This is a genomic window from Streptomyces sp. SID13726, assembly GCF_010548375.1.
GTDB lineage: Bacteria > Actinomycetota > Actinomycetes > Streptomycetales > Streptomycetaceae > Streptomyces.
The window spans coordinates 113770-128127 of the sequence record NZ_JAAGLY010000020.1; the positions used below are offsets into that span (position 1 = coordinate 113770).

Annotated in this window: 8 protein-coding genes and 1 pseudogene; 3 read left to right on the forward strand and 6 right to left on the reverse strand. The window is 64.4% G+C overall.

Going from position 1 to position 14358, the window contains the following annotated elements; translation table 11 throughout:
- The first annotated feature begins 50 nt into the window (after positions 1–50).
- Positions 51–1169, forward strand: a complete 1119-nt coding sequence (locus G3I78_RS36525) for a hypothetical protein (RefSeq protein ID WP_164432804.1) — start codon at positions 51–53, stop codon at positions 1167–1169.
- Between the two features lie 1245 nt (positions 1170–2414).
- Here the strand turns inward: G3I78_RS36525 and G3I78_RS51335 are convergent.
- The 6 genes from G3I78_RS51335 to G3I78_RS36555 form a co-directional block, all read right to left on the reverse strand.
- Entirely contained in the window at positions 2415–2582 is a 168-nt protein-coding gene (locus G3I78_RS51335; protein WP_203616013.1) for a hypothetical protein, read from the reverse strand.
- A gap of 201 nt (positions 2583–2783) precedes the next feature.
- Positions 2784–3149: a hypothetical protein gene (locus tag G3I78_RS36535; RefSeq protein ID WP_164432808.1), complete on the reverse strand. Its 366-nt coding sequence runs from the start codon at positions 3147–3149 to the stop codon at positions 2784–2786.
- A gap of 1232 nt (positions 3150–4381) precedes the next feature.
- Positions 4382–4891: a DNA cytosine methyltransferase gene (locus G3I78_RS36540; protein ID WP_164432810.1), complete on the reverse strand. Its 510-nt coding sequence runs from the start codon at positions 4889–4891 to the stop codon at positions 4382–4384.
- Positions 4892–5032: 141 nt separating this feature from the next.
- Complete coding sequence (locus G3I78_RS36545; RefSeq protein ID WP_164432812.1) at positions 5033–5176, reverse strand: hypothetical protein; 144 nt, start codon at positions 5174–5176, stop codon at positions 5033–5035.
- A gap of 12 nt (positions 5177–5188) precedes the next feature.
- Positions 5189–5920, reverse strand: coding sequence for a hypothetical protein (locus tag G3I78_RS36550; protein ID WP_164432814.1), 732 nt, complete (start codon positions 5918–5920; stop codon positions 5189–5191).
- 3775 nt (positions 5921–9695) lie between these two features.
- A complete protein-coding gene (locus G3I78_RS36555; RefSeq protein ID WP_164432816.1) occupies positions 9696–11354 on the reverse strand; it encodes a recombinase family protein in 1659 nt (552 codons plus the stop codon).
- A 68-nt stretch (positions 11355–11422) separates the two neighbouring features.
- Here G3I78_RS36555 and G3I78_RS36560 point away from each other — a divergent pair.
- A pseudogene (locus G3I78_RS36560) lies at positions 11423–11977 on the forward strand (ABC transporter ATP-binding protein); the annotation flags it as partial.
- Complete coding sequence (locus G3I78_RS36565) at positions 11974–14340, forward strand: FtsX-like permease family protein (RefSeq protein ID WP_164432818.1); 2367 nt, start codon at positions 11974–11976, stop codon at positions 14338–14340. The pseudogene G3I78_RS36560 and the gene G3I78_RS36565, both read left to right, overlap by 4 nt.
- The last annotated feature ends 18 nt before the right edge of the window (positions 14341–14358 follow it).

Here is a 14358-nt window from a genome sequence, read left to right on the forward strand (position 1 = left end):
GCGCTAGCTTGGGCACACAACGACGGCAACACCCTTGGGAGGGACCGCAGATGAACGCCATGGTTTGGCGCAACACCCGCAGCAACGAACTCAACTTCCACGCTTTCGCGGAGGGCGTTGCCCTGTGCAACAGGCGCATCACCCCTAATGAGGGCGGGTTCGTCACCGCGGCCCAGGCCAAAGCGCAGCCCATGTCTCACCTGTGCGAGCGGTGCGAAAAGAAGGTGGCTGCGGTTGAGGCCCAGGCGGAGCGCGAGGCGTACAAGCCGCAGGCGCTCACCCCCGCGGAAGCGGGCGAGGTTGCCGACGCGCAGGGTCGGGTGTTGTTCGAGGGGAACGCGAACACGCACAAGCGTCCGCAGGGCTTCCCGGAGGTCATCACGATTGAGGACCAGGGCAAGGGCATGTTTGCCCTCAAGGACGAACAGGGCGACGTGATCAAGCGCGTCCGCTCGACCACCCGCCTTTGGGTCCGGCGCTGCCCCGCCAACATCGATGAGATTCGCGCGGAGGCGCACGCCCAGGCGGAGGCCGTTGCCGAGTCGTTCGAGCTGACGGAAGTTCACCTCACGCCCCAGGACATTGCGGACGCTGAGCTTGGCGCCTGCGAGTGGACGCCTGAGCAGATCGAGGACGCTGCCCGCGCGGCTGCGGGTGTGGTCGGGGCCGCGGAGGCGCTGACCAAGGAAGCCGCTGAGTCGGGGATGAGGGTTGTCCCTGCCGAAGCACGACAGCTCAGGGAAGCGCTCGACGGCATCCTGAGCGATGTTGGCGGCGCAGGGCTCGACGACTCACGCGAGGCTGCCGCCGCGCGCTATGACGCCCTGCGCAATCCGGTTGAGGTTGAGGCCGAGAACACGTTTCCGGGTTTCAACCGGAACCAGACCTATCACCAGACGATGGCGCAGAACGAAAAGCAGCGCGCGTCTTGGAAGCGCGTTGCCACAGCTTCCATGTTCGCCCACTACATCAAGGATCACGCCCAGGCGAATGCCGCCAACGGTTGGGACGTCATCCTTGAAGGCTGGTCCGATGGTGAACTCAACGTGATGATGCTGGAATGCGTCCCGCAGTCGAGGGAAGAGGCGATTGCCTACGCGCGCACTAAGTACGTCGACCCTCACCGCGAGCGCGAGGCGCAGGCCCTTGCCGCCGCTTGGGGATTCTGATCACACCACCATTCCGGCGCCCTCACCGAATGTGCATCATGGGTGAGGGCGTCTGCCTATCCAAGAGAGGTGATCACATGGGAACGACTTCCGGTAAGGGCGGGGCGCCCAAGGGGAAGCCTGCCGTCCCGCCCCCGATGGTGAGCAACACGGTTCGGGACTGGCTACTCTCGCGTCCCCTGAGCGAGGCTGCGCGCGCCGTTGTCGAGGGCGCGGAATGGGTCGAGGGTCGTAACGCCTGGGCGCTCGACCTGAGCCCGGAGACTGCCGACGAACTAGGCATGGCCACCCTGTCCCGACTCGACGCGTAGCCGCAGCTCGACGTGTAGCGCCCCCGCCCTTGAGGCAGGGGCGCTTTGCTATGCCTTCCGCCCCTGTAGCCGGTAGGCGCTCCGTATGGTCGCCTCCGCCTGCCTGTGTCCTCCGTCGCCCCCTGCGGCTGCGTACGCGTCGCCCAGGGCCGTGAGGACATCGTCAAGGGGGATGCCGTCCGCGCAGGCTGCGCGAGCGGCCCACAGTAGGGATTGGTTGCGGTTGCCTTCCTGCGCGTCCTCAACGGTCCGCACAAGCCCTGAGAGCACACCGACGCGCCCAGGCTGCCGGAAAGGCGAGGCAGTCTTTACGGGCTCATGTCTGCGGCACAGTTCGACTAGCCACGGAGGCGCCGGCCTCACGTCGCTCGCGTTCTCGGAAACGTAAGCACCTTTGCGCGTGATGCTCCCTGCGCCCAGGACGTACCCGCCCCACTGACCCGAATTGCATCGGATATCAACGATCCCTTGAGCAATACTGGCCTGTGACGCCTCACGTGCGCTGACCCAATCTGGCCAACGGTAGTAATAGTGACAACCCATGGACCCCGTGCATACGCGATAGGTGGCGTTGGCTTCCTCCCAATTGCCCCCCAGGGATTCACAGACATGTCTGTAGACGTCAGTCCCATCAACGAGAGGCCCAAAAGCGTCATGGAGTCCCGCGAACTGAGTACCCGCCATCTGATATTCGCGCTTAGGAACGTCGCAATCGACAACGAGTAGAGAGCTTGGCTTGCAAGCCACACCGATATTGGAGTCTGGCCAACGCGTCCAATAGTCAATGATCCTGCCTAGGTCGTTGGTTGCAGCCTCACCCCAACGCAGCGTGTAAGGCTGCCCCGGGGTGAGGGTGTGAGGCGTTTTCTCCCCAGGTTCTACCGGGAAGATATGGAAGCCTCGCGCTCGCGCCTGTAGGGCAAAGGCGATGAGGTTAGTTGAGGCCACGGGCGGCAGACCTGAGGAACGATGCTCGGATTTCCTCGTTCATTTCCGGGGGAACCGCCTCGCCCATCGCCGCGTAAAGCGGGTTCATCGTGTCCGCCAACCGGTCGTAAGTCTGCGCAGGCGTAAGCGTCCCGTCCATCAGATGGTTGGACAACGCCTGTACCGTGTGCGCGCCGACTAGTTGAACGGTCCTTATCCCCACTCGCCGGATGAGGGTTTCTTGGCACTCATCGCATGTGATCGCGTCTATCGCAAGGTCTATGAGCGCGTGGAGTTGCTTCCGGTCCATGTCTTGCCTCTCTTGAAGCGCGAGGGGCGCCCCTTGTCAGTTAGGGACGCCCCTCGCGCGTTGTGTCTACTTGCTCTGTACGGCGGTAAGTGCCGCGTTGAACTCCGTTTCTGCGGCGGCAAGTTCCTCCGCAGCTTCCTTGACGGCACTTTCGTGTCCGTCGAGCTTGGCGAGACGTTCCGTAAGCCGTTCCATCTGCCCCTGTATCTTGGCTCGCTCCGCCTCAACGTCGAGCGCATCGAGCTTGGCAACGGCAGCCTTAGCGCGCTCGAAACGTGCCGCCGCAGACGGCAGAGTGAGGGGCGCACGGCCCCGCCTCCGTGGTACGTCTGCGACGTCGTCAGAGTCGCTTTCCGCGAGCGCCGGCCCCTCTTCTACGGTGCCGTCCCATTCCGGGTCTTCCTCGTACGGCTCCGCCTTGACCTCCGTCATTTCAGTTACCTCCGCAGGGTCCTTTGCCTTACGCCTTACGGCCATGAGCACATCCTTAGTTGGGTGTTTATCAAGGTGCGCAAGTCCCTGTCCCTTGCGCCTCCGGTCGTTGCATTCCATCCGCCGTGTTGGGGCACGGCCACCGGCCCACTAGTCGATTACTTAAAGGGGTTGTCCGGGAACGTGGCTGCGATCATCTGCATTTGCGCTTCCGGCATTCCCGCAGTCGGCACCCCCTTGCCCTGTAGGAACTGCGCGAGGGGCGACGGGGCAGCCTCCGCGGGTGCAGGGGCAGCCTGGGCAGGCGGAGGGACGTACGCAGCCGCAGGCGGGGCCCCGTACGCGGCAGGGGGCGCAGGCTGCGCCTGTGTGTGCTGCCACTGGTCATACGGCAGAGGGGGCGCCTGCGGAGGCGCCTGAGCGGCAGGCGGAGGCGCGTACTGCTGCGCCTGGGCGGCAGGCTGCGTGAACTGCGAGGTACGCGGGTTCGCTGCCACGTAGGCGGACGCCATGGCCCCATCCTGCGGAGTGAAATCCGCGAGCACGTACGCCCCATCTTTCTGGCCCTGACTCGGCAACTTGTTCAGCCTGCCCAGGACCATTGAACCGATCATCTTTCGCAGTTGAGGGACCAGCCCCTTACCGCCGATACGGGCGCCCTCTAGCTTTGTCGGCTGCCCTGTCTGAGGGTCCGGCAGATCGATAATCACGACGTCCGCCGTAACGACGTCTGACGTTTCCTGCGTTCCGTCCGGGCGGTTGAACGTCTGCGGAGAGACACTGTCCGGATAGATCAGAAAGAGCCTGCCTATCCATTGCGGGTTGTCTCTGGGCGCAAACTTGTCCGCGCGTCCGGGTTGCTGAAACTGCGGAGGTGTCGTCAACTCTTTCTCTCTCTCGTGAGGTACCGATAGGCCCGGTAAGCCTGTAGCGGCACAACTGAATTACCGATGGCGCGCAACGCGTCCTCAATGGCCATGCGGACAATCCCGGTTACCCATGAGCCCGGTAGGCCCATGGCCCATTCCGTGAAGCGAGGGGAGACGCGCTTACCGCCTCGCGGACCCAGGACGATGGGGCGAGGCGCAGCCCTACGGGTCACGCCTTCCCATCGCTCGACCACGGGGCCGAACCGTCCCCACCCGTCATCGCCCAGGCGCGCGAGCGCGGTCACTAGGTCATCGCCCCCCGAATCGGGACGCGAGGCGCGCGCATAATCCGGTCCGCGGATGTCATCGGCTGCGGTTGGGGTTGGAAGGTGTGGCAACTCCGAACCATCGGAATCTGTGGTGCGGAGCGCCAACGGCGGAAGCGCGTAGGCATACCCATTCAAGGTCATACCCGCAGCCGGCCAAGTCCCCTGATACGACGTCGAGCCCCCGTTTTCGGATGCCTGCCACGTTTTCCAGGAACACGAATCCGGGTCGTATCTCGCGAATGGCTGTAGCGACATACGCCCAGAGTCCGGAGCGTCTTCCACCTATTCCACCCCTGGGGCCTGCATGGCTTATGTCTTGGCAGGGGAATCCCGCCACGATGGTTGTTATTTCCGGATGCTCGACCGCCACGGAGGCCCAATCGACCCGCGTTATGTCGCCTAGGTTCTTGGCGTCCGGGAAGTGTCGAGCCATGACCAGCGCAGGCCAATACGCCTTTTCGGCGTACAGGATGACCCGCTGGCCTAGTAGCCGTTCTACGGCGTAATCAAGGGCGCCTATGCCTGAGCAGAGAGACAGGATCACGGCAACTCCCGTTCAACCGCCCCACATGTGCGGCAAGTCCACGTGAGCGGACCGCGGTTAGCGGGTGTGGAAGTCTCCGCCCAGGAATGCAAAGAGGGCGCTACCCAATGGAGTAGCGCCCTCAAAGCCATGGTGATCATGTCAGTATGTGAAGCTCCCGTTCCCTATGCCCTCACGAATCTCCCTCTTGGATTCCTCATCGAGGACGGTCCACTCCGCCCGGAAATCCTTGAGGTCGATTCCGAAGAACTCCCGTACTTCCTTGAGACTTGCGAGCGTTTCCATGCAATCGCCTTTCTAGCGCTTCCCGTTGCATCCGCGTTCGCCCTGGTCATCCTTGGGCGCATGGAAGGGGCAGAAACGGCAGTCTTCGGCAATGTCGAATTGCCTTGCCGCCGTAGCCGGACCCCCGATGGAATCAAGGGCCTTGACCCTTTCTCCGATGCGCTCGACCCGCTTTAGCGCGTCTATCGCAACGGAGGGGTCATAGGGCTCCGTCCACACGTACAAGTCATCGAGGGTCCCCGCCTCGCGGGGCCAACCGATGATTGCCACGTGATCGATCTTTTCGCCTTTGAGCTGCGCTCCGTAGGCGTAGGTGTGAACCTGTACGCGGTAGGTGGGCGAGGGGCCCTTAGTGGTCAACTTGTCCAACGACCAACGGCCCATCAACTTGTGATCCAAGAACATGCACAAGGTGCGGTCGAGCAAATCCCCCGTGCCGTGCGGGACATACGCGCTGGGGAATTTCAGCGGTACCTCAACCGCATAGCGGCCAGTACCGGCGTTCGCCCACAGGAACATTTCCGCCAAACCAGCGTGAACACAAGTTCCGACGAAAGACGCCCAATTGTCGCCCCCCGGATTGACCGGCGCAACCCGCAGTAGAGACATAGCAATTCGCCTGTCACAGGGCGAACCGATTTCGCTTGGGCCCATCGTTTCCTGTTGATTGCGTGCGAGGCGGTTCGTATACGCATAGAACGTTTCCTTTAGGCGCGCGGCTATCTCTCTGCCGTGGTCCGTCATCGGCACTGCCTGTGCCAACACCCTTGACGTGCGCCCCGGTTGCTCGAACGGGGGCGCCGGTTGCCGGAACTCAATCTCCGTTGACGCAGGCTCGCTCACGGTTGCTTGTGCAGCCTCCGGGGCACTCTCCGTCACTGGAGAATGGGCAGTAGACCTCTGATTCAGCCTGCGGGACCTCAGCTCTTTGAGAGCTTCCATTGCCTCTACCGCCTCCGGGGCAACCGCACGCCCCGGGGCTACACCTGTCGTCGTGCTGTCCGGGGTGTGGGCACTCCGGGGGAGGCTGTCCGCAGGTGCACTGTCCGGAGGGGCAGTAACAGCCCTCTTCCCACCATCGCCGTTGCTCGGGGGCGCGCAGTCCCTTTCCGGCGGGGTGTCGTTGCTTGGCTCGCTCGACGGCTGCGGCGTAGTCGTCGACGCCTGGGATTGGTTCTGTGGGCATGGCTCTTTCGCTTCCTCGCTCGCGCCGGCCACGGCGTATTTCTCACCGCTCATGGGGCATATCTCGCTGCCCCGGGGCAGTATTTTGTGTGTGTTGAACCTCCCCTCTTTGTCGAGAATTGGGGTGCGCCCGCAGGCGGGGCAGTCGGCATAGTCCCTGCCTTTGACGGGCGCTTCCGAGTTGTCGGATGGACCCGCGTTGAGGACGTGTTGAGGGATAATGACGCCCGACATGTCACACTCAACGCCCGATTCCTTGACGTGCTTACGGAATCGTTTCTGCGCGGTCGGGGCAACGTCCTTACGGCAGACAGGGCACCTGTACTTATCGGCCATACATCGCCGCCAAGTGCTCTACTTCCATCGTCATGTAACGGCGCTCGCCCAACACGACTACGGGAGTCAGATACCGGCGCCGTTCCCACCCGCGGACGCGCCTGAGCTTGACTCCGAAATAGCGCGCCACCTGTTCCGGGGTCATGAGTTCCCCTATCGGTTCCTGGGGCGCCTCACGCGGCTCACGTGGCTTACGTTGCTTTGGCTGTCTGCGGTTCATTCTTCCGCCCACCTTGCTACGTGGCGCTGCATGATGAATCGCGCCTGTGGTCCTGTGATGAGTACCGGCCCCATCCGGTACCGGCCTAGGTGCGCGGAATCCACGTACCATTTCCAACCCTCCGGGGTGGCTTTCCCTGCGCGTTTGTGGCACAGAAGAGGGAGCGCTAGGGGGCTGCGTCTGCCTACCGTTTCCGTAAGGTCCGCCCACCACTTCTCAAATAGAGTCGTCTGCATGTGCAGTTCACGTTTCTGACGACAGTGGGGGCAGTAGTCGGATTCTTTTCCGTCCTTAACAGAGATGATCACAGGGGGAGTTGCGGCAGGAACGGGCTCGACGTCCCCGGGGTCAAAGCGTCCGCCAAGCGTGTTCCGCCTCGCGTCGAGATAGCCGCAACTCTCCCTCAACCAATTCACAACGGCAGTTTCAGCGGCAGTCCCTTTCTGTTTGTTCCGATTCGGCATGAGCGCCTTTCTCGTGAGAGTGGACAGGCGAGGGGCGCGCAACCCCACAACAAACACACCAGTCATGCGCGATGACGCGCGAGGGAGGCTTGAGAACCGAGTTCCATAGGTGCCCCTCGCGGCGCCGGCCACAGGTCATCAGAACCTCGTTCCGTAGTCCGCGTGGACATCGGGACTTAGTCCGCTTCGGTCGGGTTCCGGATACTCACGGATCATGTCCGAAGAACTGTCGAACCATCGAACCCCAGGGAGTTGATTCCGCACGGCTCTCGCCTGCACGGAATCGGGGAGACGCGTTGGGACTCTCCCCATGACGGGGCCGAAATCGGGGCTGAAATTGGGAGGGAGTACGCGGCGCCACGGCGCCATAGCGATGATGCGTAGCTTCTGGGCGCGAAATCCCTTCGTTCCCAGGACGATGCGCCCATAGGTCTCAACTACCGCGTGCACGTGGGTGTCTGTGGACGATCGGTAGAAGTCTGCCCGCGGACTGTAGCTCACGTAAAAGCCGCAGTAACAGCCTTTCAGACTGTGGTCACCGGCGCGATAACGTTTGACCTCTTCCCGGGCAGCCAGCAAATGAGACAGTTCCTCTCTCGCCCTACCCAAGCCGTTGTCATAGAAGTAGACCGGTGAGGCATCGAAGAAAGACGAGACGTCGACATAGCACTCATGGCGCGCCGACACGTACTCGGAAATCTCCCGTTCTAGCTCCCTTATGCGGCACTCGATTTCGTCGACCGTACGAGGGTTGGCCCATTGAACAATCCGAGCGCACAGGCAGACATTCTCTCCGTCCTGCCAGTCGTACGGATGTGCAGGCGAATCAACGACGTGCGTAGGCTGGCCCCCGTTGCCCCCACCTCCAAGCCTCAACGGAGGAATGTGAAGCTGTCTGCGCACGGCGAAATGCCGATAGCCGCGCAGGGTGCCTGCGAAGAGCTTTCGGTCGTTCCCCTCCGACTCAATCCCGCCCGACATTAAGCGGGCACCTCTTCCGGCACACCCGGCGTCCTTACCGGTACTTCCTCCGGAACTCCAACGGGCAGCGGTTCGAACTCAACTTCTTCCTGTTCCTTGCCTATATCGGCCATAGCTAGTTTCCTTTCTGGTTGTTCTCACCGTGTTGGCAGTCGCAGCCGGCACACGCGGCATGGCCGCGCGGCACAGGGGTTTTGCCGCGGCACCAATAGCCTTTGGGCCAACCCTTCTCAAGGCGGTGCCTGTGGCGACTCAGGCGCTTACTTCCTGGGCGCGCGACCGCCACAGTCCGGCCACACGTGGCGCAGGTGGTAGGGGGCAACCGCCCGCCCGCTTCCTGGGCGCAGGGGGTACAGATCATCGGCCATTCCTTGTGTCGAGTAGCGAGGTACGGCAGGGCGTCAGAGAATGGCTCGCGAATGCCGCAGGGAAGGGATGTGCCCTCATGGATACAAAGAGCGCGCTTGAGACTTGGACAGGGAAAGGCGCCCATGAGGCGGCCGAACGAGCAACAGCGGAAGGCACGTTGCATGACCTTGCTCAGGAATGGGGCCATGAGCTTGAGGCACGAAAGATCAAGGAAGATCACGTGAGGCGCGGAGGGCAGTACGTCACGGTTGCTACGTGGGGCGTGTTCCTTGCCCCCCTCGCGGAGGGGCAGGAAGGCGCCCAGGACGTGCGCAGGGGGCGCAGGACGCCTCACAGGCAGTCGAGCTAGCCGGACGCTCACGGAGCCCCCCGCAGGTGCGGTATAACGGCGCTGAGCCGTTTGCCGACCGAGAACCTGAGGGGGGCGTGCCTGTGGAGGGGGCAGAGTCAGAGACTGTGGAGGGGGCAGAGGAGTCCGAGACTGCGCCCGACCGAGACCACATCAAGGCGGTTGTCGACGGATGGCCCCCGCTGAGTCCCTTTCAGCGAATCGCGCTAGGCGTGATCCTGGGACCAGAGGCGGAGGAACCAGAGACACCCGAGACATGAGTAAGGCCCCTGTCCCGATTGGCAGGGGCCTTACGTCGTGTCTCGGCAACGGTCTAGGTCTTTGTTCCGGTCGAATCGCGTAAGCGTCCGTCCATCAAAGGTGTTCCACAGAATCGTGATGACGCGCTTTGCCGCAAGGTTCACGGCCAACACGATGCGGTCTGTATGGATGAGATGAACGCCCGGATAGGCCATGGACTCAATGGGCCTAACCGGGCGCTCTATTGCCTCTCTCAATTCCTCGGGGTCTAGCGCCATGTCGACTGCGCGACTCAAGGCGTGATGCGTGAAATTCCATTCGTCGGCATTGCGACGCGCAGTCATATGGCTGCCCTCTCTGGGGCAGCACTGCCCCCTATTGCCGCGGGATCACGGTGATTGTCGAGTAGTCAAGTTCTTCCGCAGGCGCAGCCTGAGCGCGCTTGCCCGGCTTCCGCCTGGGCGCCTGCCCGCATACGACGTACGTCATGAGGCGGACGATTTCCCGCCTGGGGCCCAACTCAAGTCGGCCCCATACCTGTTCGGCTGTCTCGTGTGCTGTCACGAAATCCTTGAGGGGCGATTCCCCTACAGCCTCCGTGAGCGTGGCAGAGATCGCCCTCAACCGGGCATTGATCTTTGCGTTGCCCGTCTGCAACTGAGCGGCATCAATGCTGGGCTTGTCCGGGTCGGTTTCCGCGAACATGACGGCAAGTTGCGTTCGCTTTTCGATCAACACCGCCTGTTCGTTGCGCAGTCCCTCAACGTCGATTTCCTCGCCCTGGGGTGACACAAGCTCGATGAGATCCGGGCGGGACAGGCGCTCAACAATCAGCGCCGCAATGTACGTGTCGAGCAACGGTGCCGGTTGCCTGCCCTTGTCGCACACGTTGCACAGGTACAGAGGCATGGACGTTCCGGGAGTCTTGCAGCGCTGCCGCATGTACGGGCGCTCATGCTCCGGAATCTTGTCAATCTCGGCTGCGGTGACCCCGGGGCCTAGGCAGCGCTCACAGAGGTAAATGAGGCTGCCAAGCCACTTGGGGGTGTTGCCGGTTGTCGTCTTGCGTGATGGGTCGGCAAACAAGGTAATCAGCGCCTGCCTCTCATCTTCGGTGATGATCGGATCAAAGGCGTTCCACTTGACGATTTCGCCTCGCCATACTGCGTGCCCCGCAACGCGAGGTGAGGTGAGGATGCCGAACAGGGTTTCCCGAGACCACCGCCCAGTCAGGACATTTTTGCCCCGGCGCGTCACCTTGCGTCCATCCGTCTCAGAGACAGTCGGAACCTTGCGCCTGTTGAGCGAGAGCAATACCTGATTCACCGGGACTTTGCCCAACAGAGCTTTCTTCCAACTGCGGATTTCGTCCCGCTCGTTGGGCCTGTGTTGGGTCATGTCCAACACAGGAACGTTTTCGTAAACCCTGTCGGCGATATCGGCCCTGGGGTTGATGCACTTGGAGCGCACGCGCCCGGTATCGACACCCCACCCGAACGGCCGGACGCCTCCGCCCCATTCACCATTCAGGGCGCGTCGCTTGTGCGAGAGAGAGACGCGCTCGCCCTTGTGGGCGGACTCTTCCTCTGCCTTGACAATGTCGCGCTTGAAGTCGGCCCTACCGGCTGCCCGCTTGAAGTTGTACGGGCCTCCGCGTTGCTGACTCCACAGGGTTGCACCCTTGGCGACGCACAGACGAATGAACTCATCCGCCTCCGACGTGTCACGTGTGAGCCTGTCTGCATGCCACACGATGACGATGGTGATGAGTCCCGCTTCAATGTCCCGCAGTAGGTCTTGGAACCCTGGGCGCTCGCGCTTTTGGGCAAAGGCGGAAATGCCAATGTCGGAGTAGTGCCGCTCGACTGCGCGCCCGACGTCCTCAAGGGCGAAATCCTCGTTCTCGGTGTGCTGGGACGCCACCCCCTTGCCCGTCTTCTGCTCATCAAGGGAGACTCGCCCGTAGCTCACGCAGAGTTGCGCGAGCGCTACGGATTGCGGCAGATTGGGCCGGATCAGAGTGGACTGTCCCATGTGTCCGTTATACCTCCGTTTGGGGCCCCTGTTAAGGGCTAGCGAATCGGGCACACAGGCCATGTGTGGGGAAGTCGACCCTGCTGCACTGTCTCGCCGGCATCGTGACACCCGACTCCGGGTCGATCCTGTACGGCGGGCGCGAGATGGCGACCATGAGCGACGCCGAGCGCAGTGCCCTCAGGCGCTCCGACTTCGGGTTCGTCTTCCAGTTCGGGCAGCTGGTCCCCGAACTGACCTGCGTCGAGAACGTGGCGCTTCCGCTGCGCCTGAACGGCACCTCCCGCAAGGAGGCCGAGCGGACCGCGCTCACCTGGATGGAGCGCCTGGAGGTCGACGGCCTCCGCAAGAAGCGGCCCGGTGAGGTGTCCGGCGGCCAGGGGCAGCGGGTGGCCGTGGCCCGGTCCCTGGTGACCAGCCCGCGCGTGGTGTTCGCCGACGAGCCGACCGGCGCGCTCGACTCCCTCAACGGCGAGCGGGTGATGGAGCTGCTCACGGACGCCGCCCGGTCCACCAACGCGGCCGTCGTCCTCGTCACGCACGAGGCACGGGTCGCCGCCTACTCCGACCGCGAGATCGTCGTACGGGACGGCAAGTCCCGGGACATGGAGCGGGTCGTATGAACGTCGGGCAGTGGTCAAGGGACCTCGGCATGGGGGTCAGGTTCGCCTTCGCGGGCGGGCGCGAGGGGTGGATGCGGGCGACGCTGACCGCGGTCGGCGTCGGTCTCGGGGTGGCCTTGCTGCTGCTGACCACCGCGCTGCCGAGCGCGCTCTCGGTCCGGCACGAGCGGGAAGCCGCCCGCTCGGACATCACGTACAACGAGCCGACCGTGAAGAAGGGCGACAACACCCTGCTGTCGGCGAACGCGTCGACCACCTTCAGGGAGACGGACATCCGCGGCCGGGACATCGAGCCCGAGGGACCCAAGGCGCCCCTGCCGCCGGGGCTCTCCACGTTCCCGGCGGCCGGCGAGATGGTCGTCTCCCCCGCGCTGAAGGAGCTGCTGGAGTCGGACGGCGGCAAGCTCCTGCGGGAGCGGCTGCCGGCGCGGATCGTCGGCACCATCGGCGAGAGCGGGCTGATCGGCTCCCATGAATTCGCCTTCTACCGCGGGGCCGAGGGGCTCGCCGCACAGGGGGTCGACGGCGCCCGAGTCACCCGGATCGACAAGTTCGGTGACCCGAACCCGCCCCAGTCGGACTCCGACCCGGTGCTGGTGCTGCTGGTCCTGGTCGTCTTCGTGGTGCTGCTGATGCCGGTCGCCGTGTTCATCACCGCGGCCGTGCGCTTCGGCGGCGAGCGGCGCGACCGGCGGCTCGCGGCCCTGCGGCTGGTGGGCGCCGACGGCCGCTCGACCCGGCGGATCGCGGCCGGCGAGGCGCTGGCGGGCGCGGTGCTCGGACTCGTCCTCGGTGCCGTGTTCTTCCTGATCGGCCGTGAAGTGGCGGGCTCCGTCGAGGTGTTCGGGCAGAGCGTGTTCCCGAGCTATCTCAACCCCTCGCCGCTGCTGGCCCTGCTGGTCGGGGTCTCGGTGCCCGCGGCGGCCGTCCTCGTGACGCTGCTCGCCCTGCGGGGCGTGGTCATCGAGCCGCTCGGCGTGGTGCGGACGGCGAAGCCCGCCCGGCGCCGGCTGTGGTGGCGGCTGCTGGTACCGCTGGCCGGTCTCGGGATGCTCTACCCGATGGTCGGACAGGGCCGGGACGGCGGCGACTTCAACCAGTACCTCGTCACCGGCGGTGTCATCCTGCTCCTGGTCGGCGTGACCGCGCTGCTGCCGTGGATCGTCGAGGCGGTCGTGGCCCGGCTGGGCGCCGGCGGACTCTCCTGGCAACTGGCCGTGCGCAGGCTCCAGTTGAGCAGCGGTACGGCGGCCAGGATGGTCAACGGCATCGCGGTGGCGGTGGCCGGGGCGATCGCTCTCCAGATGCTGTTCGCGGCCACCGAGAGCGACTACACCAAGCCGTCCGGCTACGACGTCTCCCGTGCCCAGATGCAGGTGAGCGTCCCGGAGGGGAAGACGCTCGCCGCGACCGCGAAGCAGTTCACCGACACCGAGGGCGTCGCGCAGGTGTACGCCTTCGACGAGGGGTACGTGAGCGACGGCAAGAGCGTCGACGCGAACGGGACCCGGGTGACGGTCGCGGACTGCACCTCGCTGCGTGAGGTGGCCGCGCTGCCGTCCTGCCGCGACGGTGACGTCTTCTCCGTCAAGGCCGCGGTGGACTCGGACGGCGAGGCCTCCGGTGTCGTGAACGCGGACGGCGAGTCCGAGGTGTCGAGCGCTCCCGGCACCAAGCTGTACTTCGACACCTCCGGCAATCCGGAGAAGTCCACCTGGGTCACCTGGACCGTGCCGAAGGGTGTCAAGCAGGGCCGGTCGATCACGGACCCGACGGGCTTCAGGCGGGCCGGCCTCCTGATCACCCCGGGCGCCTTCCCCGCGAACGCCGCGGGGAGCGTGCGCGGACAGGTCTATCTGCGGCTGGACGAGTCGGTGCCGGACGCGCGCGACCACGTACGCAACACGGCGGCCCGGGTCGATCCGCGCGAGGAGCCGATGACCTGGGTGTCCACCAGGAGCAACGACCGCTACGAGACCATCCGCACCGGCCTGTTCGTGGGTGCCGTCTGTGTGCTGGCGCTGATCGGGGCGAGTCTGCTGGTCTCCCAGCTGGAGCAGTTGCGCGAGCGCAAGAAGCTGCTGTCGGCGCTGGTCGCCTTCGGCACCCGGCGGCGCACCCTGAGCCTGTCGGTGCTGTGGCAGACGGCGATCCCGATCACCCTCGGACTGCTGCTGGCCACGGTGGTGGGGCTGGGCCTGGGGGTCGTCCTGCTGCGGATGACGGACACCTCGATCCGGGTGGACTGGTCGAGCGTGCTGTCGATGACCGGGGTGGGCGCCGGGGTGGTCCTGGTGGTGACGCTGCTGAGCCTGCCGCCGCTGCTGAGGCTGATGCGGCCGGACGGGCTGCGGACGGAGTAGCCGCCCGCAGCCGGACGT